The organism is Acinetobacter lwoffii, assembly GCF_024129355.1.
GTDB classification, from domain to species: domain Bacteria; phylum Pseudomonadota; class Gammaproteobacteria; order Pseudomonadales; family Moraxellaceae; genus Acinetobacter; species Acinetobacter lwoffii_I.
The window spans coordinates 18,121-36,745 of the sequence record NZ_JAMXXP010000003.1; the positions used below are offsets into that span (position 1 = coordinate 18,121).

The window sequence follows — 18,625 nt, forward strand, 5'->3', positions numbered from 1 at the left end:
TAAAAAACTTCACCTTATTTCTAGTTGCGGTACAATAGCAGCACGTTTGGAAGTATCAGATTATGGCGAAAGCATCTATTGTAGTAAAAAAAAATAATGGCGGTACCATTGCACTGAATAAACGTGCTCGCCACGATTATTTTATTGAAGAGAAATTTGAAGCGGGGCTTTCATTAAAAGGCTGGGAAGTCAAATCAATGCGTGCTGGTCGCATGACCATCGTAGAAAGTTATATTACCTTTAAAAATGGTGAAGCTTTTCTGTTTGGTGCTCAGGTTCAACCTTTGTTAAGCGCCTCGACCCATGTAGTGCCTGAAGCAACCCGTACCCGCAAGCTATTGCTGAATCGCCGTGAAATTGAAAAGTTGATGGGTGCAATTAACCAGAAAGGTTATTCCTGCGTACCACTGGCGTGTTACTGGAAAGGTCCACATGCCAAGCTGGAAATTGCCTTGGTGAAAGGTAAGCAGCTCCATGACAAACGTGCCACCGAAAAAGACCGTGACTGGCAACGTGATAAAGCACGAATTTTCCATAAATAATGGATTAAAAATTGAATATAAAAAAACCTCCGCATTTGGAGGTTTTTTTATAACTTTAAGCTTTGCCGCCCAGTCTTGCCAGAGTCAGGGCAATATATTCCCCAAACCAGAGCGCGGTTTTTAAATCCCCTTCCGGTGGGGTTACTTCTACCGGCGCATTATCTGACTGGGTCATAAGCCCCAAGAAGCTCGACATCCGATTCAGATCCGTCACTGCACGACCTGTCGGCATTAATGGCAATCCACTCCATAACATCCCGTGCTGCATGGCAAACAGGTTGATTTGCTGCAGGACCGCCAGCTTGTCACCACTAAGTCCGCCACCATTGGTAAAAGCCGCTGCCAGTTTTCCCTGCCAGCTACGTGCCAGCCAGCGCTTAGAGGATTGCTCCATAAACAGCTTCATGGCAGAGGTCAGGCTACCCATATAGGTCGGACAACCAAAGATAATTGCATCGGCGGCGTCTAGTACATCCCAGTCTATATGTTCGACATTCATCATATGCACCTGAACACCGGTTTCCCGTGCACCATCGGCAATAAAATTTGCCACTTTAGCCGTGTGTCCATAAGGACTGTGATAAACAATCGCAACAGATTTGGAAGATAGGGACATAACGCTCAAAAGCCAAAAAATTCAGTTAAGTTTAACATTTTCATGCCATAAACACGAATGTCGCCATACGCCCTGTTTTTGGTTCACGGCGATAAGAAAAATACTCATCTGCTTGACGATAAGAACACTGCTCCCCACCCAATACGGTATTTATGCCATGTTGCTGCAAGATATAACGCGCAATCGCATACAGGTCGGCATAGTATTTACCTGCCTGCTCACCGGCCTGAAATGCACTGTCCAGTTCAGGATATTTACTACAAAAAGCCGCTTTTACTTCAGTGCCAATTTCAAAACAAGGCTGGCTAATAGCTGCCCCGAGCCAGGCCCAGGTCGGCGGAGTTTGCATGGCTACAAGGGTATTTTCGACAATCCCACCCGCCAGACCACGCCAGCCGGCATGCAGATTCGCCACTTCTGTACCTTCCGCATTACCTAATACCACCGGCAAGCAATCTGCCGTCATCATCATCAAGGCATGCGCCTTGCGCTGCGTCACCAGACCATCTCCGACCAGTGCGGTAAATGGCATCTGCTCATTAATGCTATGACAAATGGTGCTATGCGTCTGGGTCATCCAGGTAATCTTATCTACGCCAAAGGCAGCGAAATCCTGCAATAAAGCCATACGATGCTGTTGTACCCGTAGCGCATTATCCTGCACATGCAAGGCCAGATTAAAACCTGCAAGCTCAGGCTGTGCTGATGGCTGTACTTTCGCATGGTGAACGCGAGTCTGGCCCACATACACACCTTGTGGAAGTCCTGGTACAAATTGCATCTCGTTTCCTTGCGCTGACATTGACTCAGTTAAAATTAATAAGCTTTGTTTTCAGTACGCAGCACTTCCACCAGATTGGCAAAGTCTTCAGGCCACGGCGCTTCAAAGGTCATTTCCTCTTTGGTACGCGGATGGGTCAGACCAAGTTTCGCTGCATGCAAGGCCTGACGCTTGAAGCCACGCAAAGTATCATCTAATAATTGCGATGCACCTGCAGGCATACGGACACGTGGCATATACACCTGATCGCCCACCAAGCCAAAGCCGATATAGCTAAAATGCACACGAATCTGATGGGTACGTCCAGTTTCCAGACGCGCTTGAACACGGGTAAAATGCTGGAAACGCTCTTTGACATTGTAATGCGTCACCGCGTCTTTACCGCCTGGAAGTACAGTCATTTTCACACGATCTACCGGATGACGTTTGATTGGTTCATCAATGGTACCGCCAGCAATAATATTGCCGTAAACCACCAAGTCATACAGGCGATATACAGATTTTTTCTCAAGCTGTTTGCTTAAAGAGAACTGTGCTTCCAGATTTTTCGCGACGACCAACAGACCACTGGTGTCTTTATCGATACGATGTACCAGACCTGCACGCGCCAGTTCAGCCGATTTCGGATAGTGATGTAATAAAGCATTAACCAAGGTGCCAGAACTATTGCCAGCACCCGGATGCACCACCATGCCTACAGGTTTATTGATGACTATAATGTCATCATCTTCATAGATAATGTCCAGTGGAATATCTTCCGGCAGGCTGCGCGTTTGCGCTTCAAGCTCGACATTTAAAGTCAGGGTTTCAAAACCATCACTTTTAAATTTAGGCTTAACCGGTTGACCATTCACCAATAAATTGCCATCTTTAATCCATTGCTTTAATTTTTCTCGGGAAAAATCGCTCCAGACCATCGCGGCAATCTGGTCGATCCGTTGTCCGATATAAGTTTCATCCAGTTGAAATTGCAACGATAAACGTGTTGCAGTTGCTTCTGAAGTATGGTTATCTGCATCCTCAGAATCTTCAAGTAAATTGAAATCAGTATCAGGGATATTAGAATTGGAAGATTGTGCTTGACTCATTTGCTCATTCAGACAAAAGTGGTTTAATAGTGCAATTGTAGCTCATTGCCCGTATTAACAGAGGAATTTTTATGTCGCTACCACATTATAAAATGACAATGCTTGCTGTGACATTAGGCATTGCATCGGCAATGGTAGGCTGTAGCAGTAATCCAAAAAAAGAAGTCGTGGATAAAGGTCCGGAATCTAGCGAACAGGTTTATATCCAAAAAGCACAGAAAGCGCTAGATCGTAATCAATATACCGATGCAGCAAAACAGTTAGAAGCGCTGGAAACTTATTTCCCGACCAGTCAGTATGCCCCGCAAGCGCAGCTTGAACTGTTGTATGTGAAATTCCAGCAAAAAGATTATGAAGGTGCGGTTGCACTGGCAGAGCGTTTTATCCGTCTGAACCCGCAACATCCAAATGTCGACTATGCTTACTATGTACGCGGTGTCGCCAATATGGAACAGAACTATAACGGCCTGCTGCGTTATACCTCACTGAAACAGTCGCATCGTGATGTCAGCTACCTGAAAGTGGCTTACCAGAATTTTGTTGATTTCATTCGTCGCTATCCATCTAGCACTTATGCAGTCGATGCAGCACAACGTATGCAGTTTATCGGCCAGGAACTGGCTGAGCATGAAATGAACGCAGCACGTTTTAACATCAAGCGTAAGGCGTATCTGGCAGCAGTTGAACGTGGCTTGTGGGTGATTGAGCATTATCCTCAAACTCCGCAGATTCCGGAAGCACTGGCAACGGTTGCTTATGGTTATGCTCAGCTAGGTGATAAAGCGACTTCTCAGCAATATGTGGATGTATTAAAGCTGAATTATCCGAATCTGGTGAAATCAGATGGTACGGTGAATCTGCGTGCAGCGCGTAGTGAAGGCAGCTTCTTTAACCGCGCGACACTGGGTATTTTTGGTAAAGAAGCCAAGACTGTAACCGACACCGATGCACAATCGGATACGCCAGAAACTGAAAAGCGCAGCATCACCAATCGCATTTCATTTGGTTTGCTGGATCGTCCTAAAACGGCTGAATAAAGCTAAATAAGGCCAGCAGCATCAGCAAATAAGACAGCGCTTTACAGGTGCATTTTCCTCAAGGGCAAGGTATCATACTTGCCCTTTTGCGTTGTCCGGCCAAGGCTTGAACAAAACGTGCAAAAGGTATACAAAGGAACTTGAAATATTCCAATGTCCAAACAGACTATTTTCATTTTTTCAGTGATTTAGACCTTAGATACCAGCACGAGAAGCTCAGCAGACCATGGCCATTCCTCAACATACGATTGATCAGATTCTCGATCGCACCGATATTGTCGATGTGATTGGTCAATTCGTAAAACTAAAAAAAACGGGTCGTACCTATTCAGGCTGCTGCCCTTTTCATCAGGAAAAATCACCGTCTTTTCACGTCTATCGTGACAAACAGTATTTTCACTGTTTTGGCTGTCAGGCCAACGGTAATGCCATTCGTTTTTTAATGGATATTGGCAGCCGTAATTTTGTCGAAGTGATGAAAGACCTGTCCAGTCAGACCGGCATCGAACTGCCTAAAGACAATACCGATTCCAATAAATTAAAATATAAACGTGAAGCAGCCAAGCCCAAAATTGTGCCTGCTCAAGCGGCACCACAAACTCAGCCGCAACAAAATAACGCCCCAACAGAAAATAATAATGCTGTATCTACGACGAGCTTTGACCCATTTGCAGAGTTTCAGACATCCGAACAGGATTTTTATGGTGACCCTTTTGCTTCTTTTGAGCACCTGCCGATGGCAGAAGTTCAGCAAGACGGTAACCTCTACGACCTGCTGGAAAATATCGCGCAGTTCTATGAGCGCCAACTCCCAAATAGCCCAAGTGCTCAACAATACTTCAAGCAGCGTGGTCTAACTGCAGAGACCATAGCCTATTGGCGCTTAGGCTATGCGCCTGAAGACTGGCAACATCTGGAAAAAGCCTTTCCTCAGGATATTGAAGGCCTAAAACTCCTTGGTCTGATTCGTACCAGCGACAGTGGCCGTGACTTTGACCTGCTGCGTGAACGGGTCATTTTCCCGATCCGTGATACCAAGGGCCGTGTGGTCGGCTTTGGCGGCCGTGCCCTGAATGACGAGATCAAGCCGAAATACATCAACTCGCCAGATTCTGAAGTCTTCCATAAAAACCAGTTGCTGTACGGCCTCTATGAGGGCCGCAAACAGAAAGCCCAAGAATGGCTGATGGTCGAAGGCTATATGGATGTGATTGCGCTTCAGCAATATGGCATTCATGGCGCAGTGGCGACTTTAGGCACAGCGAGTAATACCGACCACCTGAATATTCTGTTCAAGCAGAGCAACCGGCTGACCATTGCCTTTGATGGGGATGCTGCCGGTCAAAAAGCAGCGCGCCGTACCTTGGACATTGCCCTGCCCCTGCTGAATGATGGCCGAGAGCTGAAGTTCTTTGTTTTGCCCGCTGACCATGACCCAGATTCATTGATCCGCCGTGAAGGGATAGAAAACTTCAGACGCTTGCTGGATCAGGCACCGTTGATGTCGGACTTCGTGTTTGCCCATCTGACCCAAAATCAGGATATCACCACCCCAGAAGGCAAGAGTCAGGTTATGGGTGAACTAAAAAATCTGACCGAATTACTGCCCAAACACGGCTCCTTCCGTTATCTGCTGCAGCAATTTTTCCGCGAAAAACTAGGCTTTAATCGTAAATGGCAACCTAAGGTCAATACAGATGCATCTTTAAGCTTTAGTACCAAAATTGATGCTGAAGAATATGTGATTGCGATCTTGATGAATCATCCTTATCTGTATATTCATTTTGAACCACTGCGCGCGCTAGTAGCGGAAGATCAGTTGCTGTTTAAGATTTTGAATATTCTGAATGTGATTTTTGATGACTTGCCGGATGATCCTGAACTGTCGATCTATTATGTGCTCGGTGCCTGCGCAGCCCATCATCATGAACTGCAGCATATTCTGCAGCATGCCAATGTCAGCGATTACACCTCATCGCCGGAACAGGCCGATAAGCTCGCGGCTGATTTTTCAACCAAGCTGCAATATCAGTGTTTAAAAAACAAGATTAAATCCAAGAAATTTAACAGTATTGCAGAAATGAAAAACCTGAAAATGCAGATTTATGAGATTGACCGCAAACGCTCAATGACCCTGTTAGAAGATTAATTTTTCAAATTATTGATTCTTTTGAATCCAATGAAGTCACTGCTAGCTCACATTATTATTTATAATTTTCTCAAATAATCAGGCTGGGTTTTATGTTGAAGTACAAATCAGCAAAGAACCAAGCTTCTCATCATGCTGATTAAAACGAATGCCTGGATTTACGACGCTTCGCGACTACATTGCCCAGTTCTTCCTGTAACAGCTCAAAATAGGTAGGATCTTCCGCTTTGGCTGCCTCACGCAGCACAATAGAAGTTGGATGCAACAGTTTTTGGGTTAAACGATGTGAAAACTCGGCCAGTACCGTTTCCGCCTTTTCGCCCTTGGCAATACGCTGCATTGCCAGCGTTAACTCTTCCTGACGTAAAGTTTCACCATGGTCACGGTAAGCATGAATGGTCGCCCCGGCCTGTTTGACCTTTTGCTGGGTCATCAGTTCTGTAGCCAGCTGATTGACCATGATTTCGGCTTCAACCGCAGCCTGACGGCGCTGTGCCAGATTTTCCTCAATCACACTTTGCAGATCATCGACGCCATATAGATAAACCCCGTCCAGGCTTTCTACTTTGGCATCAATATCACGCGGTACTGCCAGATCGACCAGTAGCATCTGCTGGTAACGGCGCTTTTTCAGTGCAGCCTTCACATCGGCAAAATGAATCACCTGATGCAAACTGCCGGTACAACTGGAAATGACATCGGCACGATGCAGATTTTCTGCAAGCTGATCAAAATCTATAATTTCGACCTCAACCCGATGTGCAATTTCCTGTGCCAGAATATCCGCACGTTCACGGGTACGGTTACAGATAATGATCTTGCCCACCCCCATCTCTGCGAGGTGTTTGGCCACCAGACTGTTCATCTCTCCGGCTGCTACCACCATAATGGTCAGCTTGTCCGGATGACTAAATACTTGCAAGGCCAGTTGCGCCACCGCATAGCCCATCGAGACCGCATGACTGCCGACAGCCGTTTCCGAACGCACGCGTTTAGCGGCATAAAAAGCATATTCAAAAATCCGGTTGAGATCGCGCGACACCGTATGGGAGTCTTTGGCCAGAGAAAGTGCAGTTTTGACCTGTCCCAGAATTTGTGGTTCACCCAGCATCAGTGAATCCAGTCCACTGGCGACGCGCATCAGATGCGTCACTGCCTGGGCATTTTCATAACGATAGACATGATGTTGCAATTGTTTGACATCCACCCCATTTTTCTGGGCGAGCCAGTTTAGCACCATGTCAGCATTTTCAGACATGGCGTAAACTTCGGTCCGGTTACATGTAGACACCACCACCATGTCGTTCAGTTCAGGGTGTTGGCTTTGCTCGGCAAGAATGGCACTTAACTTTTCAGGGTTAAAAGCTACCTGTTCGCGCAGTTCTACAGAGGCAGTTTGATGGTTGACACCCAATGCAAAGAAAGACATATCAGGTCATCATTTCACTAAATTTATGCTATTGTGCAACATCGGTGTCATAAAAAGCATTACTTGGATCAATAAAAAATTGCGTCAAACAATTAGCCGTATCAACGGCCCTACAATTAAGCAATATTCTACCACATTCCTACTGGTGGGTAGCATGGCTTCGACTGCGCATCTCTATGCAGCGGAAGCAGTTTACCATGCAAATCAAAATTATGATGCGATAAAACAAAGTATGATGGCTGAGTTTGCCATCGCTGCACATGACATTCCGACCGCTTTGCACAACTATACGGTGCTGGCGATCAAGAGCAATTCCACTTCGGTCAAGCAACGTGCGCTGAATGTCGCGCTGGAACATGATGATCTGCAGGCGGCACTAGATATCTCCACGCACTGGGTGGTACAAGAGCCGCAAGATGTCCCCGCTTTATTTTATTTATCACATATTGCCCTGAAAGCACATGAATATGAGCTGGCCGCTGAGACCTTAGAAAAAATTCTGCAAATTGATGATAGCGCCGATCTGGAAGAAATTCTCGCCGGAATTTCACCAGAAGGCACAGAGGATCGTACTTATCTGATTCAGGCCTTAAGCACCACTAAAGCCAAGGACAATCCATCTATTCTGGTGCTAGTGGCCGGTCTGGAAGCACAAAATGGTCAGCTTGAACAGGCTTTAAATACAGTTAACCGCGCCTTAAAAAAACGTCCGAATGCGACCGGCTATATCCTGATGAAGGCCAATCTGCTCAATGCACTCGGCGATACTCAGGCGACACTGCAATGGTATGAAAAATCCAGCCGTAAACACCGTAATAATCTGGACGTACGTCTGGCCGAAGTCAAATATCTGGTCAAGCTGAACGAAGCGACTTTGGCTCTGAAAAAACTGCAAGACATTCTAAAAAAATGGCCGACTGCTGAAGAAGCCCTGTTCATTGCCGGACTGACCAGTATTGACTTGGAAGAATACGAGAAAGCCGAAAAATATCTGGTCGAACTGCGTTATTCTGCGCAATATCAAAACGAAGCCTATTATTACTTGGCGGTGAATGCAGAACGCAAACAGCATTATGAAACGGCGAAAGCTTATTATCGTCTGGTCGATGGCAGTCTTTACACCGTCTCACGTCGCAACATGATCTCGATTTTCGCCCAGCAGGATAAGCTGCATGATGCGCTGCGTTTCTTAACCCAGGAAAGGGTGAATTATCCACAACATGCCAGCTTCCTCTATCTAGCTCAGGCGGATATTTTGACGCGCATGCAGAATAAAAAAGCTGCGATTCGCCTGTTGGAAGAAGCCAGCAAAAACCTGCCGGATGACCCTGAACTGGTCTATTCGCAAGTTCTGTTGCTGGATCCCCATCAGGATCGCGTCAAGCTGGATGAACTACTCAGCACTTTACTTAAAATTGAACCGAACAGTCCGACCTATCTGAATGCCTATGCCTATACCCTGGCGATGCAAAACCGTCGCCTCGAAGAAGCACGCCGCTATGTCGAACAGGCACTAGAATATGCACCAGAACAGGCATCGATTCTGGATACCTATGGTTATATCTGTTATTTACAGAATGACTTCGCCACAGCTGCGGACGTGTTATACAAAGCTTATCAGTTGAATCCGAATGTGAAGATTGGCGTGCGTTATGCCCGTTCCTTGTACATGAAAGGTGATCTACAACAATTCCACCAAGTGTTACAACAATTACAACAAAACCATCCAAATGACCCAGAATTGAAACAACTTAATTCGCTATTGTTAGCACCACAAACCAAAACGAGTTAATTAATTTATGCGCAATTTGAGCCAATTGGGCTGCTGTGCCTTTGCAGCCACTGCTTTATTTTTAACTGGCTGTCAGCAGATGATCAAGCCTCAAGCGCCTGCCACCCCGTCTGTACAGGCAGAGAATCAATTTCAGCTGCAAGGTAAAATTGGCGTTCGTACCCCTCAACAGACTGGCAGCGCATTCTTTACCTGGGTACAACAGCAGGAAGAATTCGATATTGAGCTCAGCGGTATCTTAGGTGTCGGTAAAACCCAGATTTCTGGCACACCGGGACAAGTGACCTTAAACAGCGCAAAAACCGGTGTGATTCAGGCAGCCAGTGCCGAAGAATTACTGCAACGTGCAACCGGCTGGCAAGCGCCGATCAGTTATTTAGTCGATTGGGTACAAGCCCGCCCTGCTACCACGACTGCCAAATTACAAAAAGATGATACACAGCGAATTAACCAGATTATCGAACAGGGCTGGACGGTCGATCTCAATTATAATGCGCAGGCCAAAATGCCAAACCGTTTGATTTTAAAGCAGTCACTTGGAAATGGTGCAGAAAACCGTATTACAATGATCATTGAAAACCGTTAATTGACCTGATTCCAGCCCATGATGATTCGTGTTCCCTCGCCTGCTAAACTGAATTTGTTTTTACATATCACCGGTCGCCGTGAAAATGGTTATCATGAGCTGCAAAGTATTTTTCAGCTGATTGACCTGTATGACTGGCTGGAGTTTGAACCAAGCGCCGATGATGCGATTCAGATTGAAGGTCTGGCCTCCGTCGATCTGCAACAGAATCTAATCTATCGGGCGATACAGTTGTTGAAGCCTTATGCCCAAACGCCGTGCGGACTAAAAATTCGTCTGGAAAAAAATATCCCGATGGGTGCAGGTCTTGGCGGTGGGTCTTCCAATGCAGCGACGACCCTGATTGTGATAAACCAGCTCTGGCAGTGCGGTTTAAATGTTGAGCAACTGGCAGATCTCGGGGTTAAACTGGGTGCAGATGTGCCGATATTTGTGCATGGTAAAAATGCCTGGGCTGAAGGCATTGGTGAACACTTAACATTCATAGACTTAGATCAAAAAAAATTCATTGTGTTAAAACCTGATTGTTTTATCAGCACTCAACTGCTTTTTTCGCAAAAAGCATTGACAAGAGACACGAAGAGCACTAAATTTTGCGCCTATCAGGAAACACCATCTGATTTTGGAAATAACTTTGAGCCACTGGCAAGAAGCTTATATCTCGAAGTCGATGAAGCAATGCAATATCTCGACCAGTTCGGAAAAGCAAAGCTTACAGGTACAGGTGCTTGTGTGTTTATTGAAGTCACTGAAAATCTGAATATCGAAGATATTCTTGCAAATGCACCATGTAAAGCTTACCTGGTCAACAGTTTACAAGAATCACCTTTAGTTCAGTTTAAAGTGTAGATAGGGGTATCGCCAAGTGGTAAGGCACCGGGTTTTGATCTCGGCATCCGTTGGTTCGAATCCAGCTACCCCTGCCATTTTTCACCTGTAGATGTACTGTATTAGGGGTATCGCCAAGTGGTAAGGCACCGGGTTTTGATCTCGGCATCCGTTGGTTCGAATCCAGCTACCCCTGCCATCTTACAGTCATCAAATTAGGGGCGTCGCCAAGTGGTAAGGCACCGGGTTTTGATCTCGGCATCCGTTGGTTCGAATCCAGCCGCCCCTGCCATTTTCTCGAAAAAAGACAGAACACTCATTTGCTGTAAGACTGTTAATTTACCTTGACACTTTACCGCAAAAATATTAAAGTTCTGCCGCATTAGGGGTATCGCCAAGTGGTAAGGCACCGGGTTTTGATCTCGGCATCCGTTGGTTCGAATCCAGCTACCCCTGCCATCTATTCCCATATATCCCAACCGCCAAGGGTGCTTCATGCCCAATCTTGTCGTTTTTAGTGGATCTGCGCATCCACAATTCGCTCAAAAAGTCGTAAGTCACTTACATATTCCTCTAGGCGCTGCCTCTGTAGGTCAGTTCTCTGACGGTGAAATTGCTGTCGAGATTACTGAAAACGTTCGTGGTAAAGACGTATTTATCGTACAACCTACTTGTGCCCCAACTAATGATAACCTGATGGAAATCTTGGTGATGGCTGATGCTTTGCGTCGTGCAAGTGCGGGTCGTATTACTGCCGTGATTCCTTATTTTGGTTATGCTCGTCAAGACCGTCGTCCACGTTCAGCACGTGTTCCAATTACTGCAAAAGTTGTAGCAGACATGCTCACTACTGTAGGCGTTGACCGTGTTGTAATGATCGACTTGCACGCTGACCAGATCCAAGGCTTCTTCGATATCCCTGTAGACAACATCTACGGTACACCAGCGCTACTTGCTGACTTGCGTCAACAGTCGCATCACAACCTGATGGTGGTTTCACCTGACGTGGGTGGTGTAGTGCGTGCACGTGCTGTTGCGAAACAAATGGGCGATATCGATCTTGCAATCATCGATAAGCGTCGTCAAAAAGCGAATGAATCACAAGTGATGCATTTGATTGGCGATGTAAAAGATCGTGATTGTGTCATCGTTGATGACATGGTAGATACTGCTGGTACGCTATGCAAAGCTGCTGATGCATTGAAAACTTTCGGTGCTCGCAAGGTTGTTGCATATGCAACGCATCCAGTACTTTCTGGTAAAGCGCTTGAAAACTTAAAGAATTCTGTAATTGATGAACTGGTTGTGACTGATACCATTCCTCTTTCTGATGAAGCTTTAGCACTGGGCAAGATTCGCCAGGTTTCAGTAGCCAGCATGGTTGCCGAAACGATTCGTCGTATTAACAACGAAGAATCTATTAGCGCAATGTTCGATTCTTATCTATAATAGAGCGCTGAATTTTCAAAGCCCTGCCATTTGGTAGGGCTTTTACTCACCAGACTGGTCGCAAGTCTGGTTCATTTAACTTAAATAGGATGTCTATCATGGCAAACTTCGTATTAAACGCAGCAGCACGTGAAGAAGCAGTTCAAGGGAAAGGTGCGAGCCGCCGCCTTCGTCTTCAAGCTAAAGTTCCTGCAATCATCTACGGTGGTGAAGCTGCTCCTGTAGCAATTACTGTTGAGCTTCGTCAGCTTGTTAAATTCTTAGAAAACAATTCATTCTTTGAAGAAGTTATCGAAATTGATGTAGACGGTAAAGTTGAAAGCGTGAAAATCCAAGCGTTACAACGTCACCCAGCTAAAAACACACCAATGCACGCTGACTTCAAACGCGCATAAGTGTTAATGGTGTAATTAGTGTCAAATATTTCACTGATTGTTGGTTTGGGTAACCCAGGTTCTGAGTATGCCCAAACCCGCCATAATGCAGGCTTCTGGTTTGTAGAACGCCTTGCAGACCAATATGGCATTACCCTCAAAAAAGACCCAAAATTCAATGGATTTAGCGGTCGTGGCAATATCGAAGGTCAAGACGTCCGTCTTCTTCTACCGACAACCTTTATGAACCTTTCCGGTAAAAGTGTTGTTCCTTTCGCCAAATTCTACAATATCGCACCTGAATCGATCCTGATTGCCCATGATGAACTGGACATGAATCCTGGTGTCATTCGCCTGAAAACTGGCGGTGGTCACGGTGGTCATAATGGTCTACGCGATATCGTGCCGCATATTGGTTCAAACTTCCATCGCCTGCGTATTGGAATTGGCCATCCTGGTGCCAAAGACCGTGTTTCCGGTCATGTACTCAGTAAAGCACCAAGCAGCGAACAGAATTTAATGGATGATGCAATTTCTCATGCCCTCGCCCGCACAAAAATGCTGGTGAATGGTGAAGTACAGCAAGCCATGAATCAAATCAACGCATATAAGCCGAACTAAACGTTCAAAAATTGCTGGACAATTCCGCTTGCCAGAAAGTTTATTTAAGCGCAAAATGCGTTTGCTCGATTGTTCACCATACAGCAAGCAAGATTGATTTAATCAAATGATCAAACTCTTAGGTCAACTCAGGGGACGCTAGCCATGCTATCTCGTTTATTAAAATGCAAAATTCACCGCGCTCACGTTACACATGCAGAACTACACTATGAAGGTTCATGTGCAATTGATGGCGTTTTGATGGATTTGGCTGGCATTCGTGAATACGAAGAAATTCATGTGTGGAACGTGACCAATGGTAAACGTTTTGCAACTTATGCAATTCGTGGCGAAGATAATTCAGGCATCATTTCAGTGAATGGTGGTGCTGCGCATCAGGCCGATGTAGGTGATATCGTGATTATTGCAACCTTTGGCGATTTCACTGAAGCTGAAGCGAATGCCCATCAGCCTCGTTTGGTTTATGCTACCCCAAACAATACAGTCAGCCACACTGCCAACTGTATTCCGGTACAAGTCGCATAATCTGATCAGACCAGATACCCAAAAGCTCGCACATTGCGGGCTTTTTTAATACTGGAATATTGACCTATTTAACTGCCCTCTCGCCAGCTTTTAGAGCTTTCACAGTTTAAGGGTTTTAATTGTTGATCCAGCAAATCAAATAACAAGGCCTTGCCATTTTCCTTCACTTTCAGCTCTGCAAATTTGGCGTTACGATAACAAGGCTCCAGACCCTCGGGGAACATGAAACTGTTAGCAGCAGGATACAAAGCCTCAAAAGTATTGCGTGGGTTTTTCAGCATTAATCGGGCTACACGTTCCGATTGATTGAGTGCACTTCGATCAAAACTGGTTTTAATAACTCTGCGCTGCTGATCCAGCTGCACATAACTCATTACATGTGATTGATTTTTAAAATCTTCAATCTTTATGTCAGAAACAGGCTGTTCGGAACCATTCCCCGCTGCCACTGCGCTAAAATGCAGATCATAGTTCAGTACCATATAATCCCCTTGCAGGATCGAACGCGGATCGACTGGTGCCAACTCGACAAAGATACCGTCGCTTTTGGCCAGATGCCATTCATGCTGGACAATTAAACCTACGAATAAAGCAATACTAAAAATACTAAGATGCAGTGCCATAAACTTTTTCATCATGAGACCACTCCTGCTTTCAGCTGGAACTTCGGTGAACTCAACACATAAGCCAAAAGCAACACCAGCACACCTGAGGCAAAAATACTGACACTTTTAAATAAAAAACTTAGTCCCAGATTGTAATACAGCAGCCATAACCAGAAGATCAGTAGCAAAATGGTCAAGGCTTGCATCAATCGTTGTTGATTCACCATGGCCCAAGCCATAAACACTAAAATGATAAAAATTTCAAAGTAACCCAATGCAATCAGCAGAATTCCCGCAGCAGGAATGAGCCAGAGTTGAATTCGTGAAAATTGCTTGAGATGAATCCAGACAAAACTCAATAGCCAGAAAGCTGGCAAAATATAGAAAATAATGGCTTCATCTATACCGCGTGGCTGCAATTGCTGAGCCACACCAAATTGCAGTAAACATTGAAAAATAGCCGTCACCACCAAAATACTAATCATCCATAAATTCATGCTTTTGGCATAAGCTGAAGCGAGCCAGTATCTCGCAGTAAGCAAAGCTCCTGTCAGAATGCTGTAATTCAGCAGCATGATCCACGTCAGCAGGCGCTGATCCTGAAAAAATGCATGTTGGTCGACCAGAACTGCAATTCCCAGTATATGTGCAAGTAACAACTGCAACAGCACCACCAGCCAATGCATACGACTCATGATAGTCAGCAGCGTAATGCCGACTTGTATCAGCCAGATTAGCAATAGACTCTCTGTGAGTAATTGAGTATGAATCAATACCGCGGCCTGACCGCAAACCCATAAACAATAAGCCAATTGCCGCAGAAAAACTGAGGGCTTGCTACGAATCAACCACCAGGCGACTGCGATAAAAATGATTCCCATCAGAATCGAAAAACTTTTCCAATAGGTCAGCAACAGCATGGCCAAGATCACACCAGCAATCCACGCGCCCAGAGCCAATGGAATGACCGAAAACCGGCTCTTGGGCAACAGCTTGATCAGCAGACCTGTAATAGCTGCGAACCAGCTGAATATCAGCAAAGCTAGTATCAATAAGCCAGCGGCAGAATCCTGTAAATATTGCTCAGTGAGATCAAAAATCAGAATACTAAAACTCAGGGCCAGTCCTGCAACAAGCAAACTGGTTTCAAGCTGTTGCTTTCGGGTATAGAAATAAACACTGAATAAAATAGGCAGAACCAGCACCGAAGCCAAATACCAGATCGAATCCGAGTCGATAAACCGGAACATACTTACTACTGAAATAAGCACCACGACAGCGATAAACAGATAGCGCAAAACCGGATAATAACGTAAGGCATAGATCATACTTAGCCCGGTCAACAGATTCAGACCGAGCAGATAAAGAGTTTCAGCACGCACCAGCCAAAAGCTTTGTTTAAAATAAAAATAGAGTGCTAACTGGCTGACCACACAAAATAATGCAAAGATCCCAATATTCGGCCGATACAGCCAAGGCAGCAACAGCAAAGCCCAAAGCAGAAATAACTGATAACTGTCAGCACCAGTCTGATAAATCTGTCCAATCACGGCCAGACTTAAGCCCAGCATTAGACCCGATACAGTATCCAGACTTTGTCTTAACTTTTCCCGCGCAGTGAAACGCACACTCAGCAATGCTGAACCCAGCAATAAAATTTGAGGAATAAACAGCTGGACAAATTTGGGCAACATCCACCAGTTTGCTGCCAGCAGATACACGATACTGACAGCGATCAGCGCCAGCCCAATGATTTGAAGAATTTGAATCACAGCAGGTTGAATAAATAACAGCGGGGAAAATGGACGATCTGGCGATGGTACTGTTCTGGACATGCTAATCTGTTCAATTTTTATTTGATTTCACCTTAGCATGATTTTTGCAGGATATGCCAGGCAGGAACAGTTCAAGTATGCTGTACATTTTTAAATCAGGATTTGATAAATTCCGTACCCTGCAATCATGAGCAGAATCATGCCGCACAATGCCAGCAAATGTGGATAGAGTCGAGAATGGGATAAGTGGTTGAAACCCAAATACACCACAGACAAAGTCAGAAAATCCAGGAGAATCCAGCTCAAAGTCAAAATAATTAAACTTAAATCAAGATCAGGAGTAATCCCGATAAACTGCGGGAAAAAAGCCGCAAAGAAAATAATGTCCTTCGGATTAGAAATACCAACCAAAAAACCTTGTCGAAAACCACCATGCACAGGAACTAGATTCTCCTGAGCTTGCTCCTGCTGCTTAAAAATAACTTCACGGAAAATCTGCCAGCCTAGATAGCCAATATATAAACAGCCCAATAACTTGATCGTATCTAGCCATTGCGCATTGATAACCAGCAAACCTTTCAAACTTAATATAGATAAAGCAATTAAAACTAGGGAGGCAAAATTGGTACCAAAAATGGTTCTTAAAGCTGCCGTATAGCCACCTTTTAAACCGGCGCTAGCAACCAGCAACATCACTGGGCCAGGTGTAGCGATCATCACCACAACAGCCAGACAATATAAAAAATATTCACTAATATTCATGCCACCCCTCAGCTATTGTTATTTTTATGCATAAAAAAAGAGGACTTAGTCCTCCTCTTGTATATGAATCAGATGCTGACTGATACCGTCTGCCCGCAGAAAAGCCAGATCATAACTGGCAGTAGCCAAGGCCAAGATCCGGCGCTCAAACTCATCCCACAACGGACGCACCTGCTTATAATGGATGCCCAAACCACTATCGTCGGTAAAATGCCGATTTTTTTCACACAACTTTAAAGCATGATACAACTTGCGCCCTTTGGAAGCATCATCACGCAAACGCACCCGTTTCGACAGCACAAAGGCCTGCACTTTGACAAGATCGGCATGCGGTAACAGCGGCACCAGAATCTGATCCAGCTGTGCATCCAGGCGTTGCCACACAGCTCGATGCTGCTCGGCACTATACGTATTCCAGTGAATCACTTCATGATTAAAACGGCGGCAACCACGACATACCGCATCACCAAATACGGTCGAACAACGCCCTGCACATGGGGTTAAAGACGCAATACGACGATCTGAACTCAAAACACACTCCAAAGATACTGCAACTTTCAGTATCTGCATCACTGCACAAAATCCTGGGTCGGGCATGACTATACACGCTCTCCCTCATGAATTGAAGCCTGTTAAAAGACTTGCGTTTTACTCGCTTATTCACTCGAATCAAGCTAAAATATGCGCCTTTCAAATTATCATGCTACGTTGGAGTATTCCATGAACGCTACTGTAGAACAGCTTGCACCTGTAGAACAGCAAGCGACGACTGGTTGGGTTGTTGCCGCACTTTATCAATTCAAAGAAGTTCAAGATCCTGCCGATCTTCAGCAACGTCTTCTGGACCTGGTAAAATCCATCAACCTTTGCGGTACTCTAATTGTGGCAGGTGAAGGCATTAACGGTACGGTTGCAGGCGACCGTGCATCGATTGATCAAATTCACCAGTTCCTTCTGAATGAAGGTTTTAACGAAATGGAATACAAAGAATCTGACAGTTCTGAAAAACCATTCCGTAAAATGAAAATTAAATTAAAAAAAGAAATCGTGACTTTAGGCGTGGAAGTGAAACCGCGTGATTTAGTCGGTCACTATCTTGATCCAAAAGAATGGAACGAACTGATTGCACGTGATGACGTGATTCTGGTTGATACCCGTAACGATTACGAATATAAAGCCGGTACTTTCAAAGGGGCAATTGACCCGAAAACTGAAAGCTTCCGCGAATTCCCTGAATACGTGAAAAATAATCTGGAACAGCACAAAGACAAGAAAATTGCCATGTTCTGTACTGGCGGTATTCGTTGTGAAAAATCCACTTCACTTCTTCTACAAGAAGGTTTTACCGAAGTGTATCACCTGAAAGGCGGCATTTTAAAATACCTGGAAGAAACCCCGGCTGAAGAAAGCATGTGGGAAGGTGAATGCTTCGTGTTTGATGGTCGTACTGCCGTAACGCACGGTGTTGAAGAAGGCCAAAACACCAAGTGTCATGCGTGTGGCTGGCCTTTACTTCCAGAAGAAGTTGCCCTCCCAAGTTATGAACATGGTGTCTCTTGTGTGTACTGTATTGACAAAACCTCGGAGAAACAAAAAGAAGGTTTCCGTATGCGACAATCACAAATTTTAGCAGCAAAACGCAAACGCCTCTAATTTGGCCTTTTGT

The 18,625-nt window shown here is 45.1% G+C and carries 19 protein-coding genes and 4 tRNA genes; 15 read left to right on the forward strand and 8 right to left on the reverse strand.

All coding sequences use genetic code 11. The features are described from left to right. The first annotated feature begins 62 nt into the window (after positions 1-62). A complete protein-coding gene (smpB, locus tag NI468_RS02775; protein ID WP_004280586.1) occupies positions 63-542 on the forward strand; it encodes an SsrA-binding protein SmpB in 480 nt (159 codons plus the stop codon). 55 nt (positions 543-597) lie between these two features. On the opposite strand, the gene NI468_RS02780 is transcribed toward smpB, so the two are convergent. Genes NI468_RS02780 through rluD form a run of 3 tightly spaced genes read right to left on the reverse strand, consistent with a single transcriptional unit; the run spans position 598 to position 3,027 of the window. After that, positions 598-1,158 carry a flavodoxin family protein gene (locus tag NI468_RS02780; protein ID WP_253099754.1) on the reverse strand — a complete coding sequence of 187 codons (561 nt, stop codon included), beginning with the start codon at positions 1,156-1,158 and terminating at the stop codon, positions 598-600. Between the two features lie 40 nt (positions 1,159-1,198). Then, positions 1,199-1,939, reverse strand: coding sequence for a peptidoglycan editing factor PgeF (gene pgeF, locus NI468_RS02785; RefSeq protein WP_253099757.1), 741 nt, complete (start codon positions 1,937-1,939; stop codon positions 1,199-1,201). A gap of 35 nt (positions 1,940-1,974) precedes the next feature. Further along, positions 1,975-3,027, reverse strand: a complete 1,053-nt coding sequence (gene rluD / locus NI468_RS02790) for a 23S rRNA pseudouridine(1911/1915/1917) synthase RluD (protein WP_253099761.1) — start codon at positions 3,025-3,027, stop codon at positions 1,975-1,977. Positions 3,028-3,098: 71 nt separating this feature from the next. Here rluD and NI468_RS02795 point away from each other — a divergent pair, with 71 nt between their 5' ends. Beyond that, positions 3,099-4,064 carry an outer membrane protein assembly factor BamD gene (locus tag NI468_RS02795; protein ID WP_153566840.1) on the forward strand — a complete coding sequence of 322 codons (966 nt, stop codon included), beginning with the start codon at positions 3,099-3,101 and terminating at the stop codon, positions 4,062-4,064. Between the two features lie 226 nt (positions 4,065-4,290). Then, complete coding sequence (locus NI468_RS02800; RefSeq protein WP_253099777.1) at positions 4,291-6,213, forward strand: DNA primase; 1,923 nt, start codon at positions 4,291-4,293, stop codon at positions 6,211-6,213. A gap of 139 nt (positions 6,214-6,352) precedes the next feature. Here the strand turns inward: NI468_RS02800 and hemA are convergent, their stop codons facing one another. After that, complete coding sequence (gene hemA, locus NI468_RS02805; RefSeq protein ID WP_253099781.1) at positions 6,353-7,642, reverse strand: glutamyl-tRNA reductase; 1,290 nt, start codon at positions 7,640-7,642, stop codon at positions 6,353-6,355. Positions 7,643-7,721: 79 nt separating this feature from the next. Between hemA and NI468_RS02810 the strand changes: the two genes are divergently transcribed. From NI468_RS02810 to panD, 11 genes are all read left to right on the forward strand, one after another. Beyond that, complete coding sequence (locus NI468_RS02810; RefSeq protein ID WP_253099784.1) at positions 7,722-9,434, forward strand: tetratricopeptide repeat protein; 1,713 nt, start codon at positions 7,722-7,724, stop codon at positions 9,432-9,434. 7 nt (positions 9,435-9,441) lie between these two features. After that, complete coding sequence (gene lolB / locus NI468_RS02815) at positions 9,442-10,020, forward strand: lipoprotein insertase outer membrane protein LolB (protein WP_004645779.1); 579 nt, start codon at positions 9,442-9,444, stop codon at positions 10,018-10,020. 21 nt (positions 10,021-10,041) lie between these two features. Then, positions 10,042-10,869, forward strand: coding sequence for a 4-(cytidine 5'-diphospho)-2-C-methyl-D-erythritol kinase (gene ispE, locus NI468_RS02820; RefSeq protein WP_086044936.1), 828 nt, complete (start codon positions 10,042-10,044; stop codon positions 10,867-10,869). Between the two features lie 2 nt (positions 10,870-10,871). Beyond that, positions 10,872-10,946, forward strand: a tRNA-Gln gene (locus NI468_RS02825). A 26-nt stretch (positions 10,947-10,972) separates the two neighbouring features. Further along, positions 10,973-11,047 (forward strand) — tRNA-Gln (locus NI468_RS02830). A gap of 18 nt (positions 11,048-11,065) precedes the next feature. Beyond that, positions 11,066-11,140, forward strand: a tRNA-Gln gene (locus tag NI468_RS02835). A 92-nt stretch (positions 11,141-11,232) separates the two neighbouring features. Next, positions 11,233-11,307 (forward strand) — tRNA-Gln (locus NI468_RS02840). A gap of 36 nt (positions 11,308-11,343) precedes the next feature. Beyond that, complete coding sequence (locus NI468_RS02845; RefSeq protein ID WP_005103975.1) at positions 11,344-12,297, forward strand: ribose-phosphate pyrophosphokinase; 954 nt, start codon at positions 11,344-11,346, stop codon at positions 12,295-12,297. 98 nt (positions 12,298-12,395) lie between these two features. Beyond that, positions 12,396-12,692 (forward strand): 50S ribosomal protein L25, encoded by a 297-nt coding sequence (rplY, locus tag NI468_RS02850; protein WP_004645781.1) that lies wholly within the window; start codon positions 12,396-12,398, stop codon positions 12,690-12,692. A gap of 18 nt (positions 12,693-12,710) precedes the next feature. After that, positions 12,711-13,292, forward strand: a complete 582-nt coding sequence (gene pth, locus NI468_RS02855) for an aminoacyl-tRNA hydrolase (RefSeq protein ID WP_004645783.1) — start codon at positions 12,711-12,713, stop codon at positions 13,290-13,292. A 144-nt stretch (positions 13,293-13,436) separates the two neighbouring features. Further along, on the forward strand, positions 13,437-13,817 hold the full coding sequence (gene panD / locus NI468_RS02860) for an aspartate 1-decarboxylase (RefSeq protein ID WP_005265888.1): 381 nt from the start codon (positions 13,437-13,439) through the stop codon (positions 13,815-13,817). 68 nt (positions 13,818-13,885) lie between these two features. Here panD and NI468_RS02865 read toward each other — a convergent pair whose 3' ends face one another. The 4 genes from NI468_RS02865 to NI468_RS02880 all read right to left on the reverse strand — a co-directional run bounded on the left by NI468_RS02865 (position 13,886) and on the right by NI468_RS02880 (position 17,490). Next, a complete protein-coding gene (locus NI468_RS02865; protein WP_243474440.1) occupies positions 13,886-14,452 on the reverse strand; it encodes a GDYXXLXY domain-containing protein in 567 nt (188 codons plus the stop codon). Beyond that, the gene (locus tag NI468_RS02870; RefSeq protein ID WP_253099786.1) at positions 14,452-16,257 is read right to left on the reverse strand and encodes a DUF2157 domain-containing protein; all 1,806 of its coding nucleotides are present in this window, start codon (positions 16,255-16,257) and stop codon (positions 14,452-14,454) included. Before NI468_RS02870 ends, NI468_RS02865 begins: the two co-directional genes overlap by 1 nt. A 90-nt stretch (positions 16,258-16,347) precedes the next feature. Next, positions 16,348-16,959, reverse strand: coding sequence for a LysE family translocator (locus NI468_RS02875; RefSeq protein ID WP_153566833.1), 612 nt, complete (start codon positions 16,957-16,959; stop codon positions 16,348-16,350). A gap of 45 nt (positions 16,960-17,004) precedes the next feature. Further along, on the reverse strand, positions 17,005-17,490 hold the full coding sequence (locus NI468_RS02880; RefSeq protein WP_005252584.1) for a DUF1289 domain-containing protein: 486 nt from the start codon (positions 17,488-17,490) through the stop codon (positions 17,005-17,007). A gap of 189 nt (positions 17,491-17,679) precedes the next feature. Here NI468_RS02880 and trhO point away from each other — a divergent pair, with 189 nt between their 5' ends. Further along, a complete protein-coding gene (gene trhO / locus NI468_RS02885) occupies positions 17,680-18,612 on the forward strand; it encodes an oxygen-dependent tRNA uridine(34) hydroxylase TrhO (protein WP_004645789.1) in 933 nt (310 codons plus the stop codon). Positions 18,613-18,625: the final 13 nt, after the last annotated feature.